We start from the raw sequence: 25,919 nt of genomic DNA on the forward strand, positions 1-25,919 counted from the left end.
GTCAGCCCGCGTTCGGGGAGCCGCGCCTGCCCGTTCGGGAGCCGTGACTCCGGCGCCGCACCTTCGGCCGGGGCGCGGGAAAGCGGGTCCACGCCGATCCTCGACACGGGCATGCCACGAACTGAGGGGCGAATCCCGCGGGCGGTGACTTGTCCCCCGCGGGGCGCGTTGGCCGCGTATGACCACCCCCACGCCGATGCCCATGGCGCACCAGCCGACCGGCCGCCGCAGGCGCACCCTCCTGGCGGCTCCCCCGCCCGACGCAGAATCGGTTCCCCAGCGCCCTCAGCAGCCGCAACGCCCCCACCCGCACCACCAGCAGCAACCGCCGCCCCAGCCCCAGCCGCCGCATCTGCAGGATCCGCCCATCTACCGCGCCCTCATCCGGAGCTGGGCCGAGCGGGGCAAGACCCTGCCGGGGCGGCACGACCCGGAGTGGGTGCGGCTCGCGGCACCTCCGGTCAGGCTCGGTCAGTTCAGCGCGTCTCGGGACCCGCGAGGTGACGGGCGATGACCATCCGCTGGATCTGATTGGTCCCCTCGACGATCTGCAGCACCTTCGCCTCGCGCATGAAGCGCTCCACCGGGAAGTCCGCGGTGTAGCCATAGCCGCCGAGGACCTGCACGGCGTCCGTCGTCACCTTCATCGCGGCGTCCGTGCACAGCAGCTTCGCCATGGCCGCCTGCTTGGAGAACGGCCTGCCCGCGTCGCGCAGCCGCGCCGCGGAGAGGTAGAGCGCCCGGCCCGCCTCGATCTGCGTCGCCATGTCCGCGAGCATGAACCGAAGGCCCTGGAAGTCCGCGATCGGCTTTCCGAACTGCCGCCGCTCGGTGGCATACGAAAGCGCCTCGTCGAGCGCCGCCTGCGCCACTCCGATCGCACAGGCCGCGATACCGAGCCGCCCCGAGTCGAGCGCGGAGAGCGCGATCGCGAAGCCCTGGCCCTCCTCGCCGATGCGGCGGGCGTCGGACACCCGCACCCCGTCGAAGTTGATCTGGGCGGTGGGCGAGCCCTTCATCCCCATCTTCTTCTCCGGCACCGCCGCGTGCAGCCCTTCGGCGTCGCCCGGCACCAGGAACGCGGAGATGCCGCGGGCGCCTTCGCCGCCGGTGCGGGCGAGCACGGTATAGAAGTCGGCGACCCCGCCGTGCGTGATCCACGCCTTCGTGCCGGTGATCACCCAGTTGTCGCCATCACGCACAGCCTTCGTCCGCAGTGACGCGGCGTCCGATCCCGAGGCCGGCTCGGAGAGGCAGTAGGCCCCGAGCACTCCGCCGCCGAGCATCGCGGGCAGGTGCTCGGCCTGCTGCTCCTTGGTGCCGTAACCCGCGAGCGCGTGGCAGGAGAGGGAGTGGACGCTGACGCCGAGACCGACGGTGAGCCGTGCCGCGGCGAGCTCTTCGAGGACCTGGAGATAGACCTCGTACGACTGGTCGCCACCGCCGAATTCGGAGGCGTACGGAAGCCCGAGCAGGCCGGATTCGGAGAGGACGGCGAAGACCTCGCGCGGGAAGCGCCCGGCGTCCTCCTCCTCGGCCGCGCGGGGGGTGATCTCCCGCTGGACGAGGTCACGGACGAGCGAGAACAGGTCCCGCGCCTCGTCCGTGGGCAGCTGACGGTCCACCGGTTGCTGCGAGCTTCGCTCAGGCACGATCGCATCCTCCCTTTCGGCACTGCGGCGGACCCGCGGGGTAGTGCGGCGCCACCGTGTCTCACGCCGGGCCTATGGCGCCCTTCCGGGTCGCGGAAGGTGCTGTGACCAGCGGCTCTGGCGCGTTGAGTATGCCCGATCGGCGGCGGCCAGTCACTAGTTAACGACCGCTTACTCAAAAGATAGCCGACGCCCGCAAGAGGGGCGCGGAATTGGTCCGAACCATTGACCTCACTGGTCTAGTCCTCCTAGAGTCCAGCCGAGCGCTTTTCCGCGTTCATGCCAATTCAACGTTCACCGACGTTCGGACGGCACCCGCAGGTCAACAGCACCATGTCCCCCCATGCGCCCTCTCCCCCCACGAGGAGAAACGATGCTCAGACCGCACCTCTCCCGCGCCCCCTTCAAGGCGCTCATAGCCACGGCATGCTGTGCCGTGCTCGGCGGAGGTCTGCTCGCCGGCGCGGGCACCGCCGCCGCCGGCCCCGACACCGGCGTCAGTTCCGGCGAATCCGCGAGCTCCAAGGCCGCGGCGGGCTCCAAGGTCGTCGGCTACTTCACCGAGTGGGGTACCTATGACCGGAATTACCACGTCAAGAACGTCGAGACGTCCGGTTCTGCCGACAAGCTCACGCACATCAACTACGCCTTCGGCAACGTCCAGGGCGGCAAGTGCACGATGGGCGACGCCTACGCGGCGACCGACAAGGCGTACACCGCCGACCAGTCCGTCGACGGCAAGGCCGACACCTGGGACCAGGAGCTGCGCGGCAACTTCAATCAGCTGCGCAAGCTCAAGGCCAAGCACCCGGACCTGAAGGTCCTGTGGTCCTTCGGCGGCTGGACCTGGTCCGGCGGCTTCACCGAGGCGGCCAAGAACCCGGCCGCGTTCGCCCAGTCCTGCTACGACCTGGTCGAGAACTCGAAGTGGGCCGACGTCTTCGACGGCATCGACATCGACTGGGAGTACCCCAACGCCTGCGGTCTGACGTGTGACACCAGCGGGCGCGCCGCGTACAAGGACCTGATGTCCGCGGTGCGGGCGAAGTTCGGCGGCGACAACCTCGTCACCGCGGCCATCCCGGCCGACGCCGAGGAGGGCGGCAAGATCGACGCCGCCGACTACGCGGGCGCCGCCCAGTACGTCGACTGGTACAACCCGATGACGTACGACTACTTCGGCGCCTGGGAGGCGAAGGGTCCGACCGCCCCGCACTCGCCCCTGAAGACGTACGAGGGCGCGCCCAAGGCGAACTGGAACACCGACGCCACCATCAAGAAGCTCCAGGGCCTCGGCATCCCCTCCGACAAGCTGCTCCTCGGCATCGGCTTCTACGGCCGCGGCTGGACGGGCGTCACGCAGAAGGAGCCCGGCGGCACCGCCACCGGGGCCGCCGCGGGCAAGTACGAGGCGGGCATCGACGACTACAAGGAACTGAGGACCAAGTGCCCGGCCAACGGCACGGTCGGCGGGACCGCGTACGCGCACTGCGGGACCAACTGGTGGAGCTATGACACGCCGGCGACCATCGCGGGGAAGATGGACTACAAGAACCAGGCCGGTCTCGGCGGCACCTTCTTCTGGGAGCTCAGCGGCGACACGGCGGACGGTGAACTGATCAAGGCCATCAACTGACGGTACGTACAAAGAGGTTGGGGCGGGGCCGGTCGGCTCCCGCCCCTTCCTCATGGCTGCCGACGGGCCCTCACGACCTCGGCGGAGCCGGGAAGGACGGCTCGAACTCCTCGATGACGCGCAGGGTGTCGCCGAGGGTCCGCACCAGCAGGTCACACACCGTCTCGCGCGTCAGGCCCCGGCTGCCGATCCAGTCGAGCGCGACGCCCTCGACGCTGCACAGCCAGCCGAGCAGTGCCGTGCGCGCCAGCTCCGGGATGTCGCGGCGGCCGTACGCCCCATCGGCGATCGCGCCGATCAGGGCCTCGCGCACACCGTCGCGTATGGCGTGCACCTCGGCGTCGAAGCCGACGCCGCCGCTGATGATGGTGCGGTACGCGGCCTGGTGGTGCTCGGCGTAGCGCAGATAGCCGTCGATCGTGCTGTGCACCCGTTCCGCGGGCGGCAGATCGTCGTGGCGCCCGGCGCGCGCGACCAGCTCCGCGACCGAGTCCTCGATGATCGCGAGGTAGTAGCCGCGTTTGGACCTGAAGTAGTAGTAGATCAACCCCTTGGCGACGGACGCCTGCCTGGCGATGTCGTCCATCGAGAGCGCGTCGTACGACGTGTCGGCGAACAACTTCCGCCCGATGGTGATGAGTTCGGCGCGGCGCGCCACGGAACGGTCGGTGCCGCGCGCCTGCGGGCGAGCGTCCGCGGGACGGTCGGTGCCGCGCTGTTGACTATTATTCAATTTCGGCCCTAGTCTCCAACTGCCTCGGGAATCCGCAGTATGGCAGAACCAACGCCACCTGCCGGTTCTGCGTCCGACGGCGCTCTCTCACGCACTCCCCCTACGCACATGGACCGCCGTACGGGAGGAAGACTCATGAGCGCAGCGCGTACCCCTTTGCGCGAGGGCAGAACCTCTGCACGTGAGGGCAGAACCTCCTGGAAGAAGACGGCCGTCGTCGCTCTGCCGGCCGTCCTGGCCGTCGGCGCGATGGCCTCCGTGATGGCCGAGGGGGCGCTCGCCGCCTCCTTCGCCGTCTCCGGCACCAGCTTCCAGGTGTCATCCGGCAAGCTCACCAGCGAGGGCCTGTCCTCCTACGTACAGACCGACCGGGACATCGACGGCAAGGGGCACCCGGTGGCGCTCCTCGGGATCGGTGACGCGACCCTGTCCGACATCTGCCAGGCCGCCGAGGTCAAGACCCCGGTGGGCACCGTGGTGTTCAAGCTGACCGCGGGCGGCCCCGCCGGCGACGTCACCGCGAGCAATCTCATCATCGACGGCGAGGACCTGGAGGGCGACGCACGGTTCGGCACGGCGGAGATCGGCCGGGACGCGTCGACCCTCGACGAGGTGCCCGGAGTCAAGGGCAAGAGGGGGAAGTTCGGGCTGCAGGCCGGGGACGTCACCGTCTCCGGGGTGAAGTCCCACGCCTGGTCGGCGACCGGCGGGAACTTCCGGCTCAAGGGCATGAAGCTCGACGTCAGCGTCGGTGGCAAGAAGTGCTTCTGACCGGCGGCCGGAGAGCCGGGGTCACGGCGCGGGTCAGAGACGGCGGCGGCTGGCTCGACAAGCGCCTGCCGCTGCCCGACGCACGCCGGGTGCTGCGCCGGTGGCGGCGCACCCGCCCCTTCTGGGGCGGCCTGCTGCTGATACTCGGTGGCGCCGAGCTGCTCCTCGTACCGCTGTCACCCCTGACCGTCCTGGTCAGCCTGGGGCTCGGCGGTCTCGCGGCGATCGGCATCGGGCTCGCCCTGATCGCCGCCGGGATCTTCCTGTGGCTGCTGCCGCACGCCCATCACTATGTGAGCGTCAACGCCCTGATCCTGTCGGTGCTTTCGTTCGCGGCCACGAACCTCGGCGGGTTCCTGGTGGGCATGGCGCTCGGCATCGTCGGCAGCGCGATGGGCTTCGGCTGGACGCCGGTGCCCGAGGGTGCCGAAGAGGACACCGAGCGGCCGAGGGTGCGGGACGGGCAGGGCACGCGGACGCTCGGTGTGCTGCTTCCGGTGGTCATCGTGGGGGCGACGCTGTGGGGCGGGAGCCCGGCGAAGGCTGCTCCCGGCGACGCGATCGGGGTGGCTACCGGCCAGGAGATCGTGGCGGCGTCCGGTCAGGAGACCGTGGCGGCGAGGACTCCGCCGACCGTCACCACCACGCTCTTCTCGCCGCAGGGCTTCCTCCTGGCCGGCGTACGCGAGATCCCCACGGCCGACGGTCCGTTGAAGGTCATGGTGCTGAGGATGAAGGCCGCCTCGCTCACCGACTACCGGCTGAAGACGCGCGACGGGAGCAAGGAACTCACCCTGGGAGCAGACACGTTGAACCTCAGCGGCTCCGTCACGCTCTATCTGACGAAGTTCAAGGGCTGCCTGGAGGGGCTGCTCTGTCTGACTTTCACGCCCGACAAACTTCCGGTGCCGCCGGTGGTGCCGCCCTTCGTCTTCATGACGGACGTACAGGCCGAACAGGCCCTCGTCACCTCGGACTTGATCGTCGCGGGCGGCCTCAGCCTGAAGGCGTCGGCATGATCCAGATCCAGGCGGCTCTCTTCTGGGCGTACGCGATCGGCGCGACGTTCGCGCTCTCCGCGGGTCGGCAGCTCCAGGTGTGGGAGCGGATCAACGCGGGTGAGGGGCCGCGGACGCGCAGCCGTGCCGCCAATCCGTATCTGGCGCTCACCGCGCTGTTCGCGGCGGTCCTGATGGTGCCGACGGGGCTTTTCCTGCTCTGGCAGAACCCCGCATGGGCGACGATGCATGTCGCGGACGGGCACGATGGCGTGTGGGCCGGGTTCGTGCTCTTCTACGCGGCAGGCATCCCGGTCGCGGCGATCCTCGGGTTCCTGGTGGCGCAGGGGTTTGTCCTCGTGGGGGCGGGCTACTGGGCGTATCTCCAGTGTGCGGGCGGGTACTTCCTGCTCTTCGGGACGCTGGTCCACGGCTGGGACGGCAGGGGGTACGAGCGGTTCTTCTCCCCCGAGGCCCGGGACTTCGCCGACTGGCGGCAGGACAGCGTGGTCAATCACGTACTGGACTTCCTCACGTCCGGGACGTTCCTCGCGCTGCTGGTGTTCGGCGCGGCCGTGATCGGCACGATGCTGCTGACGGAGATCGGCTGGCTGATGGAGGGCTGGTCGCTGCCCGGCGCGGACGAGGACCGCAAAGTGCACCGGTATCTGGCGATCGCCGTCGCGGCGGCCGGGGTCTACGGCCTGCCGTTCGTCGGCGCGCTCGTCGCGAGCGTCCTCGTGCGGCTCCTGGGCGGGTGGCTCGGCCTGCCGCTGTTCGCGGTGATCGCGGGGCTCACGCTGCTGTCACGGCGCTCACCCGTGCGCCTGCTCCACGGACTCGTGGGCGTGCCGCACCGGCACTGGCGGGCGGATCTGGCGGATCTCGACGCGGGGCAGGCCTACGACGGCCGGGCGACCAGGGTTACTGGGGTTACCGGGGTGACTGGGGTCACAACAGACCGATCTGGGTGACGAGCATCGCGAGGACGACGACGAGCGTCCAGCCGAGGACGTGCTCGAGCACCTTCGGGCCATCTTCTTTGGGGCCGCCGGTGCGCGTGGTCGCGCGGGGCTGTGCGGTGGCTGTGGCTGTGGCAGCGGTCATGGCATCACTCGATACGTATGCGTCACGCCTCTCGACGCGACGTCCGGCAGCGGACTCCCCCCACTGACCCGTCCACCTTGCCATCGGATCCGGCCTTCTTGGGCGAGAGCTTGGTCACTCATACGTCGTATCCCGCACAACTCGGGCGGCCGGACGTGCGTCTCACTACACGTGGTGGGGCACACCCCCAGGCGCACCCCCCACCGCTCGTTCGCGCAACCTTCCGACCTTCCGACCGAGAGGTTCCCGATGAGCACGCACCGGACGCACCGGCCGTACGGGACGGCCCGCCGCAGAGCGCGGCTCGCCCTCGCGGCCGCCGTCACCGTGACGGCGGCCCTCACCGGCACGGCGTCCCAGGCCGCGCCGTCCGCACCCGGGACGCCCTCACCCGGCGCGCCCGGCCTGGGCGACCCGATGTTCCCGCTGGACGGGAACGGCGGATACCGGGTCGACCGCTACACCCTGGACTTCGACTGGCAGGCGCCGAGGACACCGTTCGAGGCGACGGCGACGATCAAGGCCACCGCCACGCAGTCGCTGTCCCGCTTCAACCTGGACTTCGGGGGCAACACCCTGCACGGCGTGCAGATCGACGGCTCGACCGCGCGTACGTCCCGCGTCGGTGACGAACTGACGGTCACGCCCAAGTCCCCGATCTCCAAGGGCCGTTCGTTCACCGCCAAGGTCACGTACACCGCCGACCCGACGCAGACGCGCCACCGCGACGACGCCATCGAGGACTACGGCTGGATACCCACCGCCGACGGCACGGTGGTCTATCCGCAGCCGAACGGGGCCCGGTTGATCTTCCCGGCGAACGACCACCCGAGCCAGCGGGCGCCGATCACCTTCCGCATCACGACGCCGAAGGATCTGACGGCGGTCGCCAACGGCAAGCTGGTGAACCGCACGGAACGCCCCGGTGACCGGGTGCGCTGGACGTACGACTCCGAACAGCCGCTGTCCACGCAGCTGGTGCAGATGGCGGTCGGCAAGTTCAACCTGATCGACGGCAGGGGCCCCGGTGGCCTGCCCCTCCGAGACGTGGTCCCGGACGCCCTGGTCGAGCCGACGGCGGGGTACCGCAAACTCACGCCCGACCACCTCGTCTGGCTCCAGGAGAAGCTCGGCCCCTACCCCTTCAACCGCTACGGCCTCCTGGTCGGCGACACGGACCTGGCCGTCGCCCTGGAGACCCAGACGCTCTCGCTCATCCCGAAGACGGACCTGCTGGGTACCAAGGTCGACGCCGAGCGGAACATGGTGCACGAGCTGACCCACCAGTGGTTCGGCGACAGCGTCGCCCTGCAGAGCTGGTCCGACCTGTGGGTCAGCGAGGGGCACGCCCGCTTCTACGAGCGCATGTACTCCGAGGAGCACGGCGGCGACAGCTTCGAGGCCGCCATGAAGACGGCCTACGCCGCTCACGACCAGTGGCGTCACGACTTCGGCGCCCCCGCGGAACCGACCGAGCCGAACCTCTTCAAGCGCATGCGGTACGACGGCTCGGCCCTGGTCCTGTACGCCCTGCGCGAGCAGGTCGGCACCGCGAAGTTCGAGAAGATCGAGCGAGCGTGGGTGACCGGCTTCCGCGGAAAGACGGCAAGTACCCAGCAGTTCATCGACCTGGCGTCGAAGACCGCGGGCGAGGACCTGACCGGCTTCCTGCGGCCATGGCTGTACGGCTCGAAGACGCCACCCATGCCGGGGCATCCGGACTGGGTGGTGGATCCGGTGCAGGACTGAGGCGCCGGGTCCGTCGTCTGGCGGCGGCGTTCGTGTGAAGAACGCCGCCGGCCGCCCGTACGACGGAATCCACGAGTGAGCGGGTCTACGTTGGGGTTCCAGCCGAACTGGGAGGTCTCATGTCGAACGACGCGGACGCCGCGGACGACGCGCGAGAGCGGAAACGTCCGCCGCTGCTGGGCACGGAGATGCGCGAGGCGACGCTGCCGGACGGTACCCAGGCGGTGATCGTCGTCCAGGCAGGCACACCCCAGAACGAGGTCGACGAGAAGGCGGCACGTATGCGCAGGGGCACATCCGAGGCAAAGTAGCCCGACAGCAAACCTATGGACACACGACGGCCCCTCCCGGACGAATGGGAGGGGCCGTCTCCATGGCCGATAATCAGCTCAGCCATGTCGGCTACGATCCCAAGGTCATGAACTGAACGTGCTCTGCGGCCTGCCGCGTACAACAGCCAGGCCACGGGAGGGAGAGCCGTGTCCGACAAGGACTTGACGGTCGACTACGAGTTCTTGAGCAGTTGCGAACGCCAACTCGGCAATTTGCGCACGACGTTCAAGGACATCGAGAACCGTCGTGACGACATGGAGAAGCACTGGGGCGCCGGGAGCATCGCCGACGCCATGGGCGACTTCGTCGACAACTGGGACGACTACCGCACCAGACTCATCGAAGGCCTGGAAGCGACGGGCAAGCTCGTGGCGGAGACGAAGAAGTCGTTCGAGGCCCTGGACGACGAACTCGCCAAGCAGACCAAGGGCAAAGGCGGGGGCAAAGGCGAGGGGAAGGGCCAGTGACCACTGCGGCATCGAAGCGCCGCCCCGTCGACTGGGACCCGCTGTGCGAGAGCGACCCGGTTCCCGGCGACCCGGAGGAGATCCGGGCAGAGGTCCGGCACATGGTCTCGGTCGCCGAGAAGCTGCGCACGCAGGCGAAGAACCTCAAGGCCATCTCGGACGAGGAGAGGCTCAAGGGAAAGTACGTCCAACGCCTGCGCGAGGACTCCGGCACGCTGGAGAAGCACATGCGAGAGGTGGCGTCCCGGTACGAGCGGGTGCACGGGCACCTCACCAAGTGGGCGAACAAGCTGGAGGACCACCAGGGCGACGCCGACCGGATCCTGCGCGAGGCCAAGGAGGCGCACGCGGAGGCCGAGCGGGAGAAGGCCAAGGACGCCGAGAAGGCGGACAAGGACAAGGACAAGACGCCGAACCCGTCGGTGAGCGGCACTGATCACGACCCGCTGCAGACATACCGAACTCGCCTGGGCACCGTCACCGGTAATCGCGACAGCGACGCCGGCGACTATGCCGGCAAGATCAACGATGAGATCGACGATGTCATCGAGGACTCGTGGTGGGACAACGTCAAGGGCTGGGTTCATGACTATGCGGACGAGATCAAGGCATTCATCGATGTTCTCGGCTGGGTGGCGACCTTCGCGGGCTTCTTGGCGCTCGCCATTCCCGGTCTGAACTTGCTCGTTGCGGGCATCGCGTTGCTCACGATCGCACTCAGACTCCTTCTGGTGGCATCCGGGGATGCCTCCTGGATGGATGTCATCTTCGACGTCGTGGGTGGGCTGCTCGTGGTGGGCGGCCTCGGGGCCGCCGCGAAGCTCGCCAGCGGCGCCAAGGCCACCGTGGGCGCTGCTCAGGCCGCCCGGACCGCAGGCCTGAGCCGAGGGCTCAGCGGCGTGAAGGGCGTCTTGGACGACATGGGGCGGGTGATGAACAAACTGCCGGACGGGCTGGGGCGACAAGCCATCGGTACGTCGCGCAATGCCATCCGCAAGTCCATCTCCCAGAACGTCGGTCTGGTGGCCAAGGGACCGCTGAGGGTCAGCCCGCTCTCGACTCTGCTGCATCTCGGCGACAAGGAGATGGCAGGCATGGCGAAGATGTTGCAGGCGAACAAGGCAACCTTCCCGGCCGCAGCGGGGGCGGCCGCGGACAAGGCATACAGGTCCTACCAGGCGGGCCTTGGCATTGCCTGGGGCGGCATGGTGATGGACGTCACGGACAAGGCGCTGGGCAAGAGCGACCTGACAAGCTGGACGCACGAAAATCTCGGGACCGGCGAGAAGCCGTTCAACGAGGGTTACTCCGACTTCAAAGACAACACCCTGAAGCCCGCACCCGACACTCACTGGTAGCGATACGAATTCCTGGAGCGACGTATCCCGCAGGCTCGTACCCACCCCACCCCTGAGGAACCTCCATGGACCTGTACTCGGCGCAACGCATCGCCGAGACCGAAGCCGCCCGCACCGGCCTCGGCACCGGCCCCAACCGACGACTCCGGCTGACCCTGATCATCGGAATGCCGATGGTGTTTCCGTTGATCGGCATCATGATCCTGTTGCCGAAGTTCTTGAGGGACGACGCCCTTTACGTCTACGAGGCCGGAATCTTCGGTTGCCTCCTGCACTATGTCTGGGTCTTCGTGAAGTACCCGCGCTACGCGGAGCGTCCGCCCTACCTCACCCGGGATCTCGCCATGGGCGGCGGCTTCTTCCTGCCCTCGTTGATGCTCGGCTTCTGGCCCGGCATGATCGCCGCCCCGGCGTGGGCACTCTTCGTCGGCGTCACCTATGTCGTGGAAGGGATCCGGGAGCACCGTGGCCACCGCTGAGCACCGCCGAGCCCCGACCGGCTTCAATGTGGTGCCGCCGCCCGGCTGGGATGTGATTCCGCTGCACTCGGGTACTGAGGAAGCGATGGACCGCATCGTCCGCAAGGCGATCTCGCAGCTGCCCGTCGGCTTCCCCAAGGACGACGTCCCGAAGGCCCGGCTGAAGCTCACCCAGGAGATGAAGAAGGTCGTACGCCGGGCAAGCGCCAAGGGCGGCATGACCCTCTACCTCCCCACCGAACGGCTCCACGGCGTCGCGCTGCCCGTCTCGATCGTCGCCTCGGAACCGATCGAGATCCCGAGGGTCAGGCCCGAGAGCGGCCCGGAGGCAGTCCTGCTGGCGCTCGCCTCCGAGACTCCCGGAGCCGAGGTACGGGAGCTCGACGAGACCGCGGCGCTGCGCTCGGAGCGAGACGTCCCCGCCGATCCCGCCCAGGGCGTCGACGTCGCTCACCGTCGGGTCGAATACTTCGTGCCGGTCCCGGACAGCGCCCCCGACCAGTACCTCACGTTCTCCTTCAGCGCACTGATCGCGCCCGGCTCGGACTCCGCTTTCTACGACACCCTCGTGGAGCTGTTCGACGCCGTCATGGGCACTTTCCGCTGGAGCTATGCCTAAAGGCCTCCCTCTGCCCGCGCCCCCGACGAAAGAGACCGCCCAATGTCCGAAGGCACTCTCTGGAGCACCGATCTCGGGGCTCAGCTCCACATCGACACGGATGCCAACCCCGATCTCTGGGGCTACCTCTGGCTGCAGATGGACAGGAAGACGTTCAAGGAGTGGCTGGACCCGCACTTGACCGGTCTGGCCATCGTCCACGGCACCGAACTCACCCGCAAACTCCGCCGCTTCCACAAGAGCTTCTACGAGCAGACCGTCGTGACCCTCCGGGACAAGCTCCAAGCCGACGAGGCGTTCATCTATCACCCCGTGCCGCTGACCTCCATGCCGCTGGTGATGCACGCCACCCGCATCCACTGTGACGCCCCCGACGCGGCATCCTGCGAAGGGCTCACCGCGCCCGCCGTGCCGCATCCGGACATCCCCGAGTGGCAGCAGCGGTCCGGCAGCGTCGCCTTCGCCTCGCCGTATCTGGGCGAGGACGGGGTGCGGGTCACTCGTTCCTACCCCGCGGACAGCACCATCATGATGACCTCGGTGACGTACCACTGGCACACCCCGCCCGGCCTCCCCGACGTCTGTCTGCGCGGGCACCACGACGATCCGGAAGTGATCGCCGCGGTCATGGAGCCCCTGGACACCTTCGCACGGACGCTGCGGCTTCCCGGGTCAGCTCAGTAACACGAAGGAACACGAAGGAACACGAAGGAACACGAAGGCCCCCTCCCCGCCGAGCGGAGAGGGGGCCCCAGTGCCTCGGTGCGTACCTCAGTGAATGCCCACCTCAGCCAGCGCCGCCCTCTGCTTCGCCGAGAGCTTCACCGGGAAGTACACGTAGCAGACGCCCCCCGTGCCGGAGACGACCTTCCCGGTGGCGTTGTAGCGCTTCGTGCGGAGCCAGATGTTCTCCCACTCGCGCCGCTTGTAGACCCGGCGTACCGCCTCATTGCTCGGCGATGCCGGGTCGTTGGCGATCACGTCGCCCTTCGACGTGAAGCCGATCACCGTCATCAGGTGGCCCGCCGTGCCGTAACCCGCGCCCGTCAGCTCCTCCTTGAGGAACGACTGTGACGTTATGACCGGGATGCCGGCCGCGATCAGCGACTCCAGCTCGGTGAGGGAGGCGAGGCGGGTGACGACGCCCTGCATGTCCTTGTACGTCGACGCGTAGGCCGCGTTGAAGGGCCAGTTGCCGCAGCCCGCGTACTGGTAGTCGAAGGTGTAGCGGGCCGCGTGGCACACCTGCGGGTCGGCGTAGGACGGGTCGACCCAGGCGAGGTCGGCGGCGGTCGGCTTGCGGCCCCAGAACTCTATGATCATCTGCGAGGAGGTCGGGCTGCACCAGGCCTCGCCGCCGTTGTCGTACTCCGGGTACTGGCCGACGTGGGTCTCCTGCGAGTAGCGCGGGACCTTCAGCTCCTTGGTGACCCCCGGCTTCGACGCCGGGACCGTGAAGCGGTCGGGGACGGCGGACGCCATGGCGCCGAGCCGCCACACGGTGGGCGTCTCGGTGGCGCCCGGCTTGCGGTACAGCGTCAGGCGCAGCTTGTACGAGGCGAGGCGCAGGCTGGTCGTCGTGTCGTCGATGGCGAAGGTGTCCGTCCAGATGCTGGACTTCCCGTCGCTCTGGTCGTCGACCGACGTACGGCGGATGTCCTTCTCCTTGTCGTCGCCCGAGGCCCAGCGGCCGAGGACGTACCAAGGAGTCTTCGCCTTGTCCGAGTACGTTCCCTGCAGCTCCACCTGGAGCCACGTCCCGGTGGGTGTGCGGGCGTTCCAGGAGGCGACGACCTCCGTCGCGGGGACGGTGGGCCGGTGCACGGGTGAGGTCCACCTGGCGTACTCCCAGGTGGCGGTCTTGCCGGTGTGCGGATCGGCGTAGTCGGTGCGGCCGGCGGCCTCGGCGATCTCCACGCCGGGGCGGGCCCCGGCGACGGCCCGGGTGCCTTCGGCGGTGCCGGCGCTCCAGTCGGCGTGCGAGGCCCAGAAGCGGTTGCTCACGGGCCGCTTCGCGCGCGGCGCGGAGCGCGGGCCGCCCGATGCGAGTGCCGGGCTCGCGGTGGCGGCCAGTGCCGCCACGGCCGCGGCCGCGGTGAGGACGGTTCTGCGGGACATGTCATCAGCTCGGTCCATGGCGGGGACCCCCAGTCGACGTGGGTTCCGGACGGGTCCGGAAGGGGCAGGTCAGATGCACGGCGGTAGGCCAACTATGGCTGCTTCAAGCCGACTTCTGCCAGCGCTTCGACCACCACCGCGTCCGTCAATATTGGCCTCGACCACTGGCGTGAGCTGCGACGGCGCGCGGAGCGGCGAATTCCGCACCCGTACGCTTGCCCACGATGACCGCACACGCCACCGCACACGCCACTCCCACTCCCCTGTCACGCGTCGCCGCGGAGCTGCTGCGACTGCCGCCCTCCTGCGGCCCCGTCCGTCTCGTCGCCGTCGACGGGCACGCGGGCTCCGGCAAGTCCACCTTCGCCGACCGCCTCGCCGACGCCCTGGGCGGTGCGCCCGTCCTGCGCCTCGACGACATCGCGAGCCACGACGCGCTGTTCGACTGGACGGAGCGGCTTCGGCGGCAGGTGCTCCTGCCGCTCTCGCGAGGCGAGACGGCGCGCTACGAGACGTATGACTGGCACGCGCGCCGCTTCGGTCCCGAGATCCGCACCCTCGCGCCCGCGCCCGTGGTCCTCGTCGAGGGGGTCGGCGCGGGGCGCCGCGCGCTGCGGCCGTTCCTGGCGCGGCTGCTGTGGATGGAGCTGCCGCGTGATGAGGCCTGGGGCAGGGGGCGACGCCGGGACGGGTCGGTGCAGGGCGAGTTCTGGGACGGGTGGGAGCCCGCGGAACGCCGGCACTTCGCGGAAGACCCTTCGCGCCCCTTCGCTCAGTCTTTGGTGCGACAGTGGCGCGAGGGATATGAGGTGTCGGAGGGGCCGAATCAGACGCCTGCGCACAACCAAACCGTCACACAGGGTGAGGGACCAGAGGCGGTCAGCTGACCCCCGCTAAGAGCGCTCCCAGAACTTCGCGCCAGTTTCCATGAGTGCCTCAACTCGGCTTGACCGGGGGCCCTTACAGGACTTACGTTCTGAATGTGCGGCCTTTCGGGGTCGCCCGCAGACGCGAAGCCCCCGGTTGTTCCCCCGTGATCGGGGGCTTCGTTCTGCCCTCCATCCTCGCATTCCGGACGCTGCGAGCCGCCTTTCGCTCACCCTCGGTGACGAAGAGGCCTACCTACGCCTGCCTGATCCCGCGCTGCGGCACCCTACGGCCGAGTGCTCCTCCGCAGGTACGATGCCTTTCGGTGCGACTTACGGACGGCTGCTCTGCGCACCGGTACAACGTCCGTCCGCAGCACGGCGGTTCAGCGAAGTTTGCCGACGGGCACCGGTCCGGCGGTACACAAACGGGGGCACGGTTTGTGGGGGACGTGATGGACTTCGACGCGGTGGGATCACCCGCCCCGGCCGACCTCGCCTGGCTGAGGGGCGTCGACGCCTACACGATGGGCGCCTATCCGCAGGCGGAGGAGGAGTTCCGCGCCGCGGTGCGGATGGATCCGGGGATGGCCGACGGCTGGCTCGGACTGCACGCGCTGCGCATCGACACGACGACGGCACTGCTGAGGATGTTCCAGCACAGGGACAGGTTCGGGGAACAGCGCACCCGGCACGGGCGCACGCTCAACTCCTGGTACTGGCTCGGCTGGTGGGTGCAGCCCGTCCTGGAGAGCACGCGTGACCTGCTGCTCGCGCACGCCTCGCACTGGCTGGACGGGCGTCATGTCCCGGAGCTCGACCGGGCGTTGGCGGGTCTGCCGCCGGTGGACGCGGATCCGCAGGTGCGTTTCCTGCACGCCTGCCGCTCCTATCTGGTCAAGGACTGGGAGCAGTTGGTCCGGCACACGGACTCGCTGATCGACGACGCGATGCTGGGCATCGAGGCCGGCCTCTTCGGAGGCATGGCCCGCGTACGCCTTGAGATGTACGGCCAGGCCGAGCCGCTGCTCTCCGCGGCCCTGATGCGGTGCCGCAGCGAGCAGCCGCAGCGCAAGGAGCTGCGGTACTGGCTGGCCCGCGCGCACGAGGGCACGGGCCGCTCGGCGGCGGCCCTGCCGCTCTACCGCGCGGTGCACCGGGTGGACCCCTCCTTCATGGACACCTCCGCGCGCCTCGCGGCGATCTCCGAGGGCGACGGATACGACGAGGTCACCGACCTGGCAGCGATCGCCCTGACCGGCTTCGGGCAGGACGTGATGGACGGCCCCGACGGGATCGATCCGCTCTTCGGTACGGAGGGCCGCGATCTGAAGGTCACCGAGCCCGAACTGCCGTCCACCGGCGGCCCCTCCGAGACCGACTCGGTGCGCGAGAAGGCCGTGATCCCCATCCAGCCGGGGCTGCCGCAACTGCCGCCCGGCCCCACCGATCCCGCCCTCCTGGAGGCCGCGCTCGCCGAGCTGGAGGGGATGGTCGGCCTCGAACCGGTCAAGCGGCAGGTCAAGGCGCTCTCGGCGCAGCTGAACATGGCGCGCCTGCGGGCCGCGCAGGGCCTTCCCGTGCAGCCGCCGAAACGACACTTCGTCTTCTCCGGCCCCTCGGGCACCGGCAAGACCACCGTGGCCCGCATCCTCGGGCGTGCGTTCTACGCGCTCGGCCTGCTCGGCGGCGACCATCTGGTGGAGGCGCAGCGCGCGGACCTGGTCGGCGAGTATCTGGGCCAGACCGCCGTGAAGGCCAACGAACTGATCGACTCGGCGATCGGCGGCGTCCTCTTCGTGGACGAGGCGTACTCCCTGTCCAACTCGGGCTACGGCAAGGGCGACGCGTACGGCGACGAGGCGCTCCAGGTGCTGCTCAAGCGCGCCGAGGACAACCGCGACCACCTCGTCGTCATCCTCGCGGGCTATCCCGAGGGCATGGACCGCCTCCTGGCCGCCAACCCAGGCCTCTCGTCCCGCTTCACGACCCGCGTGGACTTTCCCTCGTACCGCCCCCTGGAGCTCACCTCCATCGGTGAGGTCCTGGCCGCCGACAACGGCGACGTCTGGGACGAGGAGGCGCTGGACGAGCTGCGCTCCATCAGCGGGCACGTCGTCGACCAGGCGTGGATCGACGAACTGGGCAACGGCCGCTTCCTGCGCACGCTCTACGAGAAGAGCTGCGCCTACCGCGACCTGCGGCTCTCCGGCTATCCCGGCGAGCCGAGCCGCGACGATCTCTCGACCCTGCGGCTGCCCGACCTGATGCAGGCGTACGGCGAGGTGCTTTCGGGACGGGGGCCGCAGGACCCGCCGAGGACCTGAGGCCCCCGCGGTCCGAGGCCCCCGCCCCGCACGCTCACACCAGGGCGCCGTCCCGCGACTCCTGAGAGGTCTCCCGGGGCTTGCGCGGCACGGCGACCCGGTGCGCCGGGTCGCGGACCTCGCCGACCAGGAGTTCCAGCACGTCCTCCAGGGCGACCAGGCCGAGCACCTTGCCCGACGCGTCGGCGACCTGCGCCAGGTGCGTCGCGGCCCGGCGCATCACCGTCAGGGCGTCGTCCAGGGGGAGCTCGGCCCGCAGCGTCGTCATCGGGCGCCAGACCTGCTGCGGCACGGCGCGGTCCGTCTCGGCGCCGTCCGTGAGGTCGAGTACGTCCTTGACGTGGAGGTAGCCCATGAAGGCGCCGTTCTCCGCGCAGACCGGGAAGCGGGAGTAGCCGGTGCGCCCGGTCAGTTCGATGACCTGCGCCGGGGTGACCCCGGCGCCCACGGTCACCAGCGACGCCCGGTCGAGCAGGACGTCCGTCACCGGGCGCGAGCCCAGCTCCAGGGCGTCCTCCAGGCGCTCCTGCTCCTCGGGTTCGAGCAGTCCCGCCTGGCCCGAGTCACCGACGAGGCGGTTGAGCTGCTCGCTGGTGAAGACGGCCTCGACCTCGTCCTTGGGCTCGACCCCGAAGAGCTTGAGGACGACCCGCGCGCATGCCCCGAGCGCCACCGTGACCGGACGGCACAGGCGGGCGAAGGCGGCCAGACCGGGGCTGAACCAGAGCGCCGTCTTCTCCGGGGCGGCCATCGCGAGGTTCTTCGGGACCATCTCGCCGACGACGAGGTGCAGGAAGACCACCACGGCGAGCGCGATGGCGTACCCGAGCGGATGGATCGCCCCTTCGGGGATGTGCGCCGCCTCGAAGACGGGCTCCAGGAGGTGCGCCACGGTCGGCTCGGCGACCGCGCCGAGCGTCAACGAGCAGACGGTGATACCGAATTGGGCGGCCGCCATCATCTGCGGCAGATTCTCCAGGCCGTGGAGGACCTGGCGCGCCCGCTTCGTGCCAAGGGGCTCGATCTGGCTGCGGCGCACGGAGACGAGCGCGAACTCGGCCCCGACGAAGAAGCCGTTGGCGAGGACGAGGAGGAGGGCGAACAGAAGTTGGAGCACGCTCATCGGGCGGCCTCCGCCACGCTCAGGACTTCCGGGGCCTGCACGGTCCGTACGAGACGCACACGCGCGGCGCGGTAGTGGTCGACCTGGCGCACCGCGAGCCGCCAGCCCGGGAGTTCGGCCCGGTCGCCGGGGGCGGGGATGCGGCCGAGCAGATCGGCGACGAGCCCCGCCACGGTCTCGTACGGCCCCTCGGGGACGTCGAGTCCTATCCGCTGGAGCGTGTCTACGCGGCAGCTGCCGTCGGCCTCCCAGGCGGGGCGGCCGTCCTCGGCGGGTACCGCGGCGATCTCGGGCAGGTCGAGCAGGTCGTGCTCGTCGCGGACCTCGCCGACGAGCTCCTCGACGATGTCCTCCAGGGTGACCACGCCCGCCGTGCCGCCGTACTCGTCGACGACGACGGCGATCGGCTGCTGGCTGCGCAGCCGCTCCAGGAGCTGCTGCACGGGCAGCGTCTCCGGGACCAGGAGAGGCGACTGCGCGATGCGGCCGACGGGTGCCCGCAGGCGCTCGTGGGCCGGGACCGCGAGGGCGTCCTTGAGGTGCACCATGCCCACGATCTCGTCGATCCGCTCGCGGTACACGGGAAAGCGCGAGAGCCCGGTGGCACGGGTCAGGTTCACCACGTCCTCGGCGGTGGCCGACGTCTGCAGCGCGCTGACCTTCACGCGCGGGGTCATGACGTGCTGCGCGGTCAGCTCGCCCAGGGAGAGCGTGCGCACGAACAGGTCCGCCGTGTCCTGTTCGAGGGTGCCGGCCTGCGCCGAGTGGCGGGCGAGCGAGACCAGCTCACCGGGGGTGCGGGCCGAGGCGAGCTCCTCGGCCGGCTCGACGCCGAAGAGTCGTACGAGACGGTTGGCCGTGGCGTTCAGGAGGGAGATCACGGGCCGGAAGGCACGTGCGAACACGTGCTGGGGGCCCGCGACGAATCGTGCGACCTGGAGCGGCTTGGACACCGCCCAGTTCTTCGGGACGAGCTCGCCGATCACCATCTGCACGGCTGAAGCGAGGAGCATGCCGACGACCACGGAGACGCCCGGTACGGCGCCTTCCGGGAGGCCGGTCGCCGTGAAGGGGCCCGCGAGCAGATGCGCGAGCGCCGGTTCGGCGAGCATGCCGACCACCAGCGAGGTGATGGTGATGCCGAGCTGGGTGCCGGAGAGCTGAAAGGACAGCTCCTTGAGTGCGTCGACGACCGTACGGGCCCGTCGGTCACCTTCGGCTGCGGCCTTCTCGGCGTCCGGGCGCTCCACGGTGACGAGCCCGAACTCGGCGGCCACGAAGAAGCCGTTGGCGAGAATCAGCAGGAATGCCGCCCCGAGAAGCAGCAGGGAGATTGTCATGCCGCCGCCTCCCTGGTGTGTCCAGTCCCGGTATGACGGGAGGGGGCGGCGCATGTACTACAGGACGAACCGTCCATCGCCGGAGGGAGTCACTCCTCGGGTAGCAGGAGCCCCTGTGGACCGGGCGGGCCCGACAGGGGCGGGGCGGCACACCATGCGTGCCCCGCCACCAGATTAATCAAGACCCGGCCCGAAGCGTCAGCCCTGCGGGCTGTGGGCGTCGGCGAGGGCACGCAGCGCGCGGGCGTCGTCGATGGCCCGCTGCTTGGCGATGCCCGGCTGGATGCCCAGGGCGGGGAGGCTGGTGCCGTCGCTGAGGTTGAGGAACACCCACGGGTCGCCGGGACGCAGGTTGACCTGGACGATCTCGGCCCAGGCGAGGCGCCTGCTGGTGGCGATGTTGACGACGGTCACACCGGACTCGTCGGCGACGACCTTGGGCCTGCTCAGGAGCGTCAGGACACCGAGGAGCAGCACACCGGTGAAGATGAAGCTGAGCCGCTCCCCCGGGCTGAGACCCGGGATGAGCAGGGAGATCACCGTGAGCACCACCAGGATGGCGACGCCCGCGGTGAGCAGGACGGCGCGGGTCCGGCCGGGCCGGAAGGTCACGGGCAGGGCGGGGAGCGCGGGAAGCTCGGACATGAGGCGGGTTCTCCTGGCCGTTCAGAGGCGGCAGGCGTGGATGGCCGTGGTCAGGATGGCCCGCGCCCCGATGGAGTACAGGTCGTCCATGATCCGCTGCGCCTCCTTGGCCGGGACCATGGAGCGGACGGCGACCCAGCCCTCGTTGTGCAGGGGCGAGATGGTCGGCGACTCGAGGCCCGGGGTGAGGGCGACGGCCTGCTCCAGGTGCTCGGCACGGCAGTCGTAGTCCATCATCACGTACGACCGGGCGACCAGGACGCCCTGGAGGCGGCGCAGGAACTGCTGCACCTTGGGCTCGTCGGTGCCCGCGCCCGTGCGCCGGATGACGACCGCCTCGGACTTCATGATCGGCTCGCCGAACACCTCCAGGCCCGCGTTGCGCAGCGAGGTGCCGGTCTCGACGACGTCCGCGATGACCTGGGCGACGCCCAGCTCGATGGCGGTCTCGACGGCGCCGTCGAGGTGGACGACGGAGGCGTCGATGCCGCTGTCCGCGAGGTGCTTGGCGACGATGCCCTCGTACGAGGTCGCGACCGTCTTGCCCGCGAGGTCCGCGATGGTGTTCGCGGTGCCCGGCTTGGCGGCGAAGCGGAAGGTGGAGCGTGCGAAGCCGAGGGGCAGGATCGTCTCGGCGTTCGCGCCGGAGTCGACGAGGAGGTCCTGACCGGTGATGCCGATGTCGAGCTTGCCGGCCGAGACATAGATCGCGATGTCCTTGGGCCGGAGGTAGAAGAACTCGACCTCGTTCTCGGGGTCGACGAGGACGAGCTCCTTGGACTCCTTGCGCTGCTGGTATCCGGCCTCATGGAGCATCGCCGACGCAGGTCCGGACAGTGAACCCTTGTTGGGGACGGCGATGCGCAGCATGAGGTCGGATTCCTTTGCGTGACGGGAGAGTTGGGCGGAGTGGTGTGTACGGCTCAGAGGTGGGCGTACACGTCGTCGAGGGAGATGCCGCGGGCGACCATCATCACCTGCACGTGGTAGAGGAGCTGGGAGATCTCCTCGGCCGCGGCCTCCTTGCCCTCGTGCTCGGCGGCCATCCAGACTTCGGCGGCCTCCTCGACGACCTTCTTGCCGATGGCATGGACGCCCTTGTCGACCAGCTCGGCGGTGCGCGACGTGGCGGGGTCGCCGGTGGCGGCCTTGTGCTGGAGCTCGGTGAAGAGCTCCTCGAAAGTCTTCTTGGACATGATGTCGCTTACTTTACGCGGCTCCCCGGCCCTGCTCACCGCCAGGGTTCGGAGATCGTACGCAGCGTGGTCGCGGTGGCGACGGCGGCGGTGACCGCTTCGTGCCCCTTGTCCTCGCTGGAGCCCTCGATGCCCGCCCTGTCCAGGGCCTGCTCCTCGGTGTCGGTGGTCAGGACGCCGAAGCCGATGGGCACGCCGGTGTCCACGGTGACCTGGGTCAGGCCCTGGGTGACGCCCTGGCACACGTACTCGAAGTGCGGGGTTCCGCCGCGGATGACGACGCCGAGCGCCACGATCGCGTCGTAGCCACGTCCGGCGAGGACCTTGGCGACGACCGGCAGCTCGAAGCTGCCGGGTACGCGCAGGACGGTCGGCTCGCTGATGCCGAGCTCGTGCAGGGCGCGCAGGGCGCCGTCGACGAGGCCGTCCATGACCTTCTCGTGCCACTGGGCGGCGATCACCGCGACCCGCAGGTCTCCGCAGTTCTTCACGCTCAGTTCGGGTGCACCCTTGCCGCTCACGCGCTTCTCCTGGTTCTCGTTTGCCGTGCTTCTCGTATGCCGTTGCTTACTGGTTGCCGCAGGCGGACACCTCAGGGGTGTCCAGCCAGGGCAGGTCGTGGCCCATGCGGTCCCGCTTGGTACGCAGGTACCGGAGGTTGTGCTCGCCCGCCGTGACCGCCATGGGCTCGCGTCCGGTGACCTTCAGGCCGTGCCGGATCACCGCGTCGGTCTTGTCGGGGTTGTTCGTCATCAGGCGCACGCTGCGGACGCCGAGGTCGTCCAGGATGCGCGCCCCCGCTCCGTAGTCCCGGGCGTCGGCGGGCAGGCCGAGTTCCAGGTTGGCGTCCAGGGTGTCGCTGCCGCGCTCCTGGAGCTCGTAGGCGCGCAGCTTGGAGAGCAGACCGATGCCGCGCCCCTCGTGGCCACGGAGGTAGACCACGATGCCGCGTCCCTCCTCCGTGATGCGCCGCATCGACGCCTCCAGCTGCGGCCCGCAGTCGCAGCGAAGGGAGTGGAAGACGTCGCCGGTCAGGCACTCGGAGTGCAGGCGGACCAGGACGTCGTCGCCCTCGCCGACCTCGCCGTGGACGAGGGCGACGTGCTCGACGCCGTCGACGGTGGAGCGGTAGCCGTACGCCGTGAACTCGCCGAAGGCGGTGGGCAGGTGGACCTCGGCCTCACGGCGGACCGTCGGCTCGGAGCTGCCGCGGTAGGCGATCAGGTCCTCGATGGAGATGATCGTCAGGCCGTGCTTGCGGGCGAAGGGGATCAGCTCCGGCAGGCGGAGCATCGTGCCGTCCTCGCCCGCGATCTCGACGATCGCCCCGGCCGGGCGCAGGCCCGCGAGGCGCGCCAGGTCGACCGCGGCCTCGGTGTGGCCGTTGCGGACCAGGACGCCGCCGGTCTTGGCGCGCAGCGGGAAGATGTGTCCTGGCCGCACGAAGTCGGCCGGCTCGAACGTGCCCGCGGCGAGCATCTGGAGCGTGGTGGCGCGGTCGGCGGCCGAGATGCCGGTGGTGACACCGTGCGCGCCGCTCGCGTCGACGGAGACGGTGAAGGCCGTCCGCATCGACTCGGTGTTGTTCTCGACCATCTGCGGGAGCTGGAGGCGGTCCAGCTCCTCGCCCTCCATGGGCGCGCAGATCAGGCCGCGGCACTCGCTCATCATGAAGGCGATGATCTCGGGCGTGGCCTTCTCGGCCGCGATGACGAGGTCGCCCTCGTTCTCCCGGTCCTCGTCGTCGACGACCACGACGGGCCGCCCGGCGGCGATGTCGCGGATGGCCGCCTCGACGGGATCGAGGGCCAGGTCGGAGGCGTCTTCTTCGTGACCCGTGCTGTACCAAACAGGTGCCGCGCTCATGCCGGGGCTCCTTCCATGTTGGGCTGCGAGGCCTGCGAGGACACAGTGCGCGACCGCAGCCACCAGTCGCGCATGCCCCACAGGACGAGCGCGAGATAGATGACGTACACGAGGCCGGAGAAGGCCAGGCCACTGCTGAACGCGAGGGGGACCCCCACCACGTCGACCAGGAGCCAGGCGAACCAGAACTCGACCAGGCCGCGGGCCTGGGCGACCATCGCCGCGAGGGTGCCGACGAAGATGTAAGCGTCGGGCCAGGGGTTCCAGGACAGGTCGGGTACGGCGGAGAACAGGGCGCCGACCGCCAGGGTGCCGACGGCGGTGCCGCCGAGCAGCACCCCGCGCTCCTTCCAGGTGGCGAACCGGACGGCGATGGAGCCGTCCTGAGCCTGCTGCTTTCCGTTGGTCCACAGCCGCCAGCCCCACAGGGCCACGCCGATGACGAGCAGCTGCTTGCCGACACCGCCGGAGAGCTGCGCGGAGGCGTAGGCGCCGACGAGGACGACGCCGGAGAGGAACTGGGCGGGCCAGGTCCATATGGAGCGCCGCCAGCCGAGGGCGAGGGCGATCAGGCCGATGGTGTTGCCCACCATGTCGGACCAGATCACGTGCTGCCCGAAGGCCGTGAAGGCTTCGGAGTTGAGCCAGTTCACTTCGTGGCCTCCTGAGCGGGAGCGGGGTCGGCGGCAGTTCCGGCACCGATGCGGTCGCCGAGCATCCGCTCGACGTACTTGGCGATGACGTCCACCTCGAGGTTGACCGGATCGCCGGGCTGCTTGATGCCGAGCGTGGTCAGGGCGAGGGTGGTGGGGATGAGGCTGATGGTGAAGTAGTCGATCCCGGCGTCGACCACCGTCAGGCTGACGCCGTCGACGGTGATGGAGCCCTTCTCGACGACGTACCGGGAGAGGTCCGCGGGGAGCGAGACCTTGACGATCTCCCAGTTCTCGGAGGGCTTGCGCTCGACGATCTCGCCTGTGCCGTCGACGTGGCCCTGCACGATGTGGCCGCCGAGGCGGTCGCCCACTGCGGTGGGCCGCTCCAGGTTGACCCGCGATCCCGCCGCGAGGGCTCCGAGGCTGGAGCGGTTCAGGGTCTCGGCCATCACGTCGGCGGTGAATTCGTCGCCCTCGTGCTCCACGACCGTCAGACAGACGCCGTTGACCGCGATGGAGTCGCCGTGCTTGGCGCCCTCGGTGACGACGGGGCCACGGACGCGGAAGCGGGACGCGTCGTCCAGGTTCTCGACGGCGGTGATCTCGCCCAGCTCTTCGACGATTCCGGTGAACACTTCAGTGCTCCTTCGCTACGGGGGTCGCGTGCGCTGCGAGGGTCGCGGTGACGCGCAGATCGGGGCCGATACGGACGGTCTCGCTCACGTCGAGCCGCAACGCGTCGGTGATGGTCGTGATTCCGCCGCCGGTGAGGGCGGCGGGGCCCGCGCCGAGCAGGACGGGGGCGAGGTAGGCGATGACGCGGTCGACGGCGCCCGCGGCGACGAAGGCTCCGGCGAGCGTCGGCCCGCCTTCGAGGAGGACGGAACGCACCCCGCGCGCGTGCAGCGCGTCGAGGAGGGCGGGGACGTCCAACCCGCCGTCCGCGCGCGGCAGTCGGACCGTCTCCGCATCGCCTTCCGGGGTGACGTTCTCGGCGACCGCGACGAGCGTGGGCGCCGCGTCGTCCAGGACGCGGGCGCCGGGCGTCACCGCGGTGCCGTTCGTGTCGACGACGACGCGCAGCGGCTGAACGGCACCTTCGATGCCCCGCACGGCGAGGTGCGGGTCGTCGGCGCGCTGGGTGCCGGAGCCGACGACCACCGCGTCGCACTCGGCGCGCAGCCGGTGGACGTCGGCGCGGGCCTCGGCGGAGGTGATCCAGCGGCTGCTGCCGTCGGCGGCGGCGATGCGGCCGTCGAGCGTCGCCGCGTACTTCCAGGTGACGTGGGGGCGGCCTAGGCGTACGGAGGTGAGCCAGGCGGCGTTGCCCGCGGCGGCCTCGTCCTCCAGGAGGCCCGCCCGCACGTCGACCCCGGCGGTACGCAGTCGCTGCGCGCCCCCGGTCGCCGTGGGGTTCGGGTCGCCGACCGCGTAGACGACGCGGGTGATCCCTGCGTCGATGAGCGCCTGGGCGCAGGGTCCGGTGCGTCCGGTGTGGTTGCAGGGTTCGAGGGTGACCAGGGCGGTGGCACCGCGGGCCTTCTCGCCGGCCGCGCGCAGGGCGTGGACCTCGGCGTGCGGCCCGCCGGCGCGCTCGTGGTGGCCCTCGCCGACGATCTCTCCGGAGGCGTCGACGATCACGCATCCGACGACCGGATTGGGGCTTGTGGAGCCGAGCCCGAGGGCGGCGAGCGAGATGGCACGGCGCATGGCGGCGAGCTCGTGCTCGTCCGCTGCTGTTGCGGGTGCGGTGGCCACCGGGTCCTCCTGCCTCATAAGGCACGGACTCCGGGGCCTGTCGATGACGACAGAATGTACGGACCGCGGCACCGGGAGCGACGCCGGAAACGAGACTTCTCCCCCGGAAAACCCGAAGAGAC

General features: G+C 69.8%; 28 protein-coding genes. 14 read left to right on the top strand and 14 right to left on the bottom strand.

The window, feature by feature from the left end; translation table 11 throughout:
• Window positions 1-178: 178 nt before the first annotated feature.
• The gene (locus ACZ5U5_RS24000; RefSeq protein ID WP_469025143.1) at window positions 179-514 is read left to right on the top strand and encodes a hypothetical protein; all 336 of its coding nucleotides are present in this window, start codon (window positions 179-181) and stop codon (window positions 512-514) included.
• Here the strand turns inward: ACZ5U5_RS24000 and ACZ5U5_RS24005 are convergent.
• Window positions 477-1,652: an acyl-CoA dehydrogenase gene (locus ACZ5U5_RS24005; protein WP_469025145.1), complete on the bottom strand. Its 1,176-nt coding sequence runs from the start codon at window positions 1,650-1,652 to the stop codon at window positions 477-479. The genes ACZ5U5_RS24000 and ACZ5U5_RS24005 overlap by 38 nt on opposite strands.
• Window positions 1,653-2,025: 373 nt before the next feature.
• On the opposite strand from ACZ5U5_RS24005, the gene ACZ5U5_RS24010 reads away from it, so the two are divergent.
• A complete protein-coding gene (locus tag ACZ5U5_RS24010) occupies window positions 2,026-3,288 on the top strand; it encodes a glycoside hydrolase family 18 protein (RefSeq protein WP_469025147.1) in 1,263 nt (420 codons plus the stop codon).
• 70 nt (window positions 3,289-3,358) lie between these two features.
• On the opposite strand, the gene ACZ5U5_RS24015 is transcribed toward ACZ5U5_RS24010, so the two are convergent.
• On the bottom strand, window positions 3,359-4,021 hold the full coding sequence (locus ACZ5U5_RS24015; RefSeq protein WP_469025150.1) for a TetR/AcrR family transcriptional regulator: 663 nt from the start codon (window positions 4,019-4,021) through the stop codon (window positions 3,359-3,361).
• 135 nt (window positions 4,022-4,156) lie between these two features.
• Between ACZ5U5_RS24015 and ACZ5U5_RS24020 the strand changes: the two genes are divergently transcribed.
• From ACZ5U5_RS24020 to ACZ5U5_RS24030, 3 genes are read left to right on the top strand one after another with little or no spacing between them, the layout of a single operon-like run.
• Window positions 4,157-4,792 (top strand): DUF6230 family protein, encoded by a 636-nt coding sequence (locus ACZ5U5_RS24020; RefSeq protein WP_469025152.1) that lies wholly within the window; start codon window positions 4,157-4,159, stop codon window positions 4,790-4,792.
• Window positions 4,783-5,811, top strand: coding sequence for a DUF6114 domain-containing protein (locus tag ACZ5U5_RS24025; protein ID WP_469025155.1), 1,029 nt, complete (start codon window positions 4,783-4,785; stop codon window positions 5,809-5,811). Before ACZ5U5_RS24020 ends, ACZ5U5_RS24025 begins: the two co-directional genes overlap by 10 nt.
• Window positions 5,808-6,764 carry a hypothetical protein gene (locus tag ACZ5U5_RS24030; protein ID WP_469025157.1) on the top strand — a complete coding sequence of 319 codons (957 nt, stop codon included), beginning with the start codon at window positions 5,808-5,810 and terminating at the stop codon, window positions 6,762-6,764. Before ACZ5U5_RS24025 ends, ACZ5U5_RS24030 begins: the two co-directional genes overlap by 4 nt.
• Here ACZ5U5_RS24030 and ACZ5U5_RS24035 read toward each other — a convergent pair.
• Window positions 6,742-6,897, bottom strand: a complete 156-nt coding sequence (locus tag ACZ5U5_RS24035) for an SCO1431 family membrane protein (protein WP_363211071.1) — start codon at window positions 6,895-6,897, stop codon at window positions 6,742-6,744. The two genes, ACZ5U5_RS24030 and ACZ5U5_RS24035, sit on opposite strands and share 23 nt — an antisense overlap.
• Before the next feature lie 249 nt (window positions 6,898-7,146).
• Between ACZ5U5_RS24035 and ACZ5U5_RS24040 the strand changes: the two genes are divergently transcribed.
• From ACZ5U5_RS24040 to ACZ5U5_RS24070, 7 genes are all read left to right on the top strand, one after another.
• Window positions 7,147-8,646, top strand: coding sequence for a M1 family metallopeptidase (locus tag ACZ5U5_RS24040; protein ID WP_469025161.1), 1,500 nt, complete (start codon window positions 7,147-7,149; stop codon window positions 8,644-8,646).
• A 119-nt stretch (window positions 8,647-8,765) separates the two neighbouring features.
• Window positions 8,766-8,957, top strand: a complete 192-nt coding sequence (locus ACZ5U5_RS24045; protein ID WP_469025163.1) for a hypothetical protein — start codon at window positions 8,766-8,768, stop codon at window positions 8,955-8,957.
• A 168-nt stretch (window positions 8,958-9,125) separates the two neighbouring features.
• Window positions 9,126-9,446 (top strand): hypothetical protein, encoded by a 321-nt coding sequence (locus ACZ5U5_RS24050; protein WP_469025166.1) that lies wholly within the window; start codon window positions 9,126-9,128, stop codon window positions 9,444-9,446.
• Window positions 9,443-10,804, top strand: a complete 1,362-nt coding sequence (locus ACZ5U5_RS24055) for a hypothetical protein (protein ID WP_469025168.1) — start codon at window positions 9,443-9,445, stop codon at window positions 10,802-10,804. The genes ACZ5U5_RS24050 and ACZ5U5_RS24055 overlap by 4 nt, the downstream gene beginning before the upstream one ends.
• Before the next feature lie 65 nt (window positions 10,805-10,869).
• On the top strand, window positions 10,870-11,283 hold the full coding sequence (locus tag ACZ5U5_RS24060; RefSeq protein ID WP_469025171.1) for a hypothetical protein: 414 nt from the start codon (window positions 10,870-10,872) through the stop codon (window positions 11,281-11,283).
• Window positions 11,270-11,902 carry a hypothetical protein gene (locus tag ACZ5U5_RS24065; protein ID WP_469025173.1) on the top strand — a complete coding sequence of 211 codons (633 nt, stop codon included), beginning with the start codon at window positions 11,270-11,272 and terminating at the stop codon, window positions 11,900-11,902. The genes ACZ5U5_RS24060 and ACZ5U5_RS24065 overlap by 14 nt, the downstream gene beginning before the upstream one ends.
• Window positions 11,903-11,944: 42 nt before the next feature.
• The gene (locus tag ACZ5U5_RS24070; protein ID WP_469025176.1) at window positions 11,945-12,586 is read left to right on the top strand and encodes a hypothetical protein; all 642 of its coding nucleotides are present in this window, start codon (window positions 11,945-11,947) and stop codon (window positions 12,584-12,586) included.
• Window positions 12,587-12,673: 87 nt separating this feature from the next.
• Here the strand turns inward: ACZ5U5_RS24070 and ACZ5U5_RS24075 are convergent, their stop codons facing one another.
• Entirely contained in the window at window positions 12,674-14,038 is a 1,365-nt protein-coding gene (locus ACZ5U5_RS24075) for a peptidase C39 family protein (RefSeq protein ID WP_469025178.1), read from the bottom strand.
• A 206-nt stretch (window positions 14,039-14,244) separates the two neighbouring features.
• Between ACZ5U5_RS24075 and ACZ5U5_RS24080 the strand changes: the two genes are divergently transcribed.
• Together ACZ5U5_RS24080 and ACZ5U5_RS24085 are read left to right on the top strand one after the other, a co-directional pair.
• Complete coding sequence (locus ACZ5U5_RS24080; RefSeq protein WP_469025180.1) at window positions 14,245-14,907, top strand: uridine kinase family protein; 663 nt, start codon at window positions 14,245-14,247, stop codon at window positions 14,905-14,907.
• 434 nt (window positions 14,908-15,341) lie between these two features.
• Window positions 15,342-17,213, top strand: coding sequence for an AAA family ATPase (locus tag ACZ5U5_RS24085; RefSeq protein ID WP_469025182.1), 1,872 nt, complete (start codon window positions 15,342-15,344; stop codon window positions 17,211-17,213).
• Between the two features lie 34 nt (window positions 17,214-17,247).
• Here the strand turns inward: ACZ5U5_RS24085 and ACZ5U5_RS24090 are convergent, their stop codons facing one another.
• The 10 genes from ACZ5U5_RS24090 to ribD all read right to left on the bottom strand — a co-directional run bounded on the left by ACZ5U5_RS24090 (window position 17,248) and on the right by ribD (window position 25,749).
• Complete coding sequence (locus tag ACZ5U5_RS24090) at window positions 17,248-18,336, bottom strand: hemolysin family protein (protein WP_469025184.1); 1,089 nt, start codon at window positions 18,334-18,336, stop codon at window positions 17,248-17,250.
• Complete coding sequence (locus ACZ5U5_RS24095) at window positions 18,333-19,676, bottom strand: hemolysin family protein (RefSeq protein ID WP_469025187.1); 1,344 nt, start codon at window positions 19,674-19,676, stop codon at window positions 18,333-18,335. Before ACZ5U5_RS24095 ends, ACZ5U5_RS24090 begins: the two co-directional genes overlap by 4 nt.
• A gap of 198 nt (window positions 19,677-19,874) precedes the next feature.
• A complete protein-coding gene (locus tag ACZ5U5_RS24100) occupies window positions 19,875-20,321 on the bottom strand; it encodes a PH domain-containing protein (protein ID WP_469025189.1) in 447 nt (148 codons plus the stop codon).
• A gap of 21 nt (window positions 20,322-20,342) precedes the next feature.
• The gene (hisG, locus tag ACZ5U5_RS24105; RefSeq protein ID WP_469025192.1) at window positions 20,343-21,191 is read right to left on the bottom strand and encodes an ATP phosphoribosyltransferase; all 849 of its coding nucleotides are present in this window, start codon (window positions 21,189-21,191) and stop codon (window positions 20,343-20,345) included.
• Window positions 21,192-21,244: 53 nt separating this feature from the next.
• On the bottom strand, window positions 21,245-21,517 hold the full coding sequence (locus ACZ5U5_RS24110) for a phosphoribosyl-ATP diphosphatase (protein WP_469025194.1): 273 nt from the start codon (window positions 21,515-21,517) through the stop codon (window positions 21,245-21,247).
• A gap of 35 nt (window positions 21,518-21,552) precedes the next feature.
• Window positions 21,553-22,038: a 6,7-dimethyl-8-ribityllumazine synthase gene (ribH, locus tag ACZ5U5_RS24115; RefSeq protein ID WP_469025196.1), complete on the bottom strand. Its 486-nt coding sequence runs from the start codon at window positions 22,036-22,038 to the stop codon at window positions 21,553-21,555.
• 46 nt (window positions 22,039-22,084) lie between these two features.
• Window positions 22,085-23,383 carry a bifunctional 3,4-dihydroxy-2-butanone-4-phosphate synthase/GTP cyclohydrolase II gene (locus ACZ5U5_RS24120; RefSeq protein WP_469025199.1) on the bottom strand — a complete coding sequence of 433 codons (1,299 nt, stop codon included), beginning with the start codon at window positions 23,381-23,383 and terminating at the stop codon, window positions 22,085-22,087.
• Complete coding sequence (locus ACZ5U5_RS24125; RefSeq protein WP_469026089.1) at window positions 23,380-23,976, bottom strand: nicotinamide mononucleotide transporter family protein; 597 nt, start codon at window positions 23,974-23,976, stop codon at window positions 23,380-23,382. Before ACZ5U5_RS24125 ends, ACZ5U5_RS24120 begins: the two co-directional genes overlap by 4 nt.
• A gap of 56 nt (window positions 23,977-24,032) precedes the next feature.
• Window positions 24,033-24,674 (bottom strand): riboflavin synthase, encoded by a 642-nt coding sequence (locus ACZ5U5_RS24130; protein WP_469025201.1) that lies wholly within the window; start codon window positions 24,672-24,674, stop codon window positions 24,033-24,035.
• Between the two features lies 1 nt (window position 24,675).
• Window positions 24,676-25,749, bottom strand: a complete 1,074-nt coding sequence (gene ribD, locus ACZ5U5_RS24135) for a bifunctional diaminohydroxyphosphoribosylaminopyrimidine deaminase/5-amino-6-(5-phosphoribosylamino)uracil reductase RibD (RefSeq protein ID WP_469026091.1) — start codon at window positions 25,747-25,749, stop codon at window positions 24,676-24,678.
• Window positions 25,750-25,919: the final 170 nt, after the last annotated feature.

The sequence above is a fragment of the Streptomyces sp. NPDC033177 genome, from assembly GCF_055577715.1.

Coding starts and splice junctions, on each gene's coding strand:
- ACZ5U5_RS24100 (WP_469025189.1), bottom strand. CDS start 20,321: ATGTCCGAGCTTCCCGCGCTCCCCGCCCTGCCCGTGACCTTCCGGCCC.
- ACZ5U5_RS24060 (WP_469025171.1), top strand. CDS start 10,870: ATGGACCTGTACTCGGCGCAACGCATCGCCGAGACCGAAGCCGCCCGC.
- ACZ5U5_RS24070 (WP_469025176.1), top strand. CDS start 11,945: ATGTCCGAAGGCACTCTCTGGAGCACCGATCTCGGGGCTCAGCTCCAC.
- ACZ5U5_RS24030 (WP_469025157.1), top strand. CDS start 5,808: ATGATCCAGATCCAGGCGGCTCTCTTCTGGGCGTACGCGATCGGCGCG.
- ACZ5U5_RS24045 (WP_469025163.1), top strand. CDS start 8,766: ATGTCGAACGACGCGGACGCCGCGGACGACGCGCGAGAGCGGAAACGT.
- ACZ5U5_RS24090 (WP_469025184.1), bottom strand. CDS start 18,336: ATGAGCGTGCTCCAACTTCTGTTCGCCCTCCTCCTCGTCCTCGCCAAC.
- ACZ5U5_RS24080 (WP_469025180.1), top strand. CDS start 14,245: ATGACCGCACACGCCACCGCACACGCCACTCCCACTCCCCTGTCACGC.
- ACZ5U5_RS24095 (WP_469025187.1), bottom strand. CDS start 19,676: ATGACAATCTCCCTGCTGCTTCTCGGGGCGGCATTCCTGCTGATTCTC.
- hisG (WP_469025192.1), bottom strand. CDS start 21,191: ATGCTGCGCATCGCCGTCCCCAACAAGGGTTCACTGTCCGGACCTGCG.
- ACZ5U5_RS24000 (WP_469025143.1), top strand. CDS start 179: ATGACCACCCCCACGCCGATGCCCATGGCGCACCAGCCGACCGGCCGC.
- ACZ5U5_RS24075 (WP_469025178.1), bottom strand. CDS start 14,038: ATGGACCGAGCTGATGACATGTCCCGCAGAACCGTCCTCACCGCGGCC.
- ACZ5U5_RS24085 (WP_469025182.1), top strand. CDS start 15,342: ATGGACTTCGACGCGGTGGGATCACCCGCCCCGGCCGACCTCGCCTGG.
- ACZ5U5_RS24020 (WP_469025152.1), top strand. CDS start 4,157: ATGAGCGCAGCGCGTACCCCTTTGCGCGAGGGCAGAACCTCTGCACGT.
- ACZ5U5_RS24035 (WP_363211071.1), bottom strand. CDS start 6,897: ATGACCGCTGCCACAGCCACAGCCACCGCACAGCCCCGCGCGACCACG.
- ribD (WP_469026091.1), bottom strand. CDS start 25,749: ATGCGCCGTGCCATCTCGCTCGCCGCCCTCGGGCTCGGCTCCACAAGC.
- ACZ5U5_RS24120 (WP_469025199.1), bottom strand. CDS start 23,383: ATGAGCGCGGCACCTGTTTGGTACAGCACGGGTCACGAAGAAGACGCC.
- ACZ5U5_RS24110 (WP_469025194.1), bottom strand. CDS start 21,517: ATGTCCAAGAAGACTTTCGAGGAGCTCTTCACCGAGCTCCAGCACAAG.
- ACZ5U5_RS24125 (WP_469026089.1), bottom strand. CDS start 23,976: ATGGTGGGCAACACCATCGGCCTGATCGCCCTCGCCCTCGGCTGGCGG.
- ACZ5U5_RS24040 (WP_469025161.1), top strand. CDS start 7,147: ATGAGCACGCACCGGACGCACCGGCCGTACGGGACGGCCCGCCGCAGA.
- ACZ5U5_RS24010 (WP_469025147.1), top strand. CDS start 2,026: ATGCTCAGACCGCACCTCTCCCGCGCCCCCTTCAAGGCGCTCATAGCC.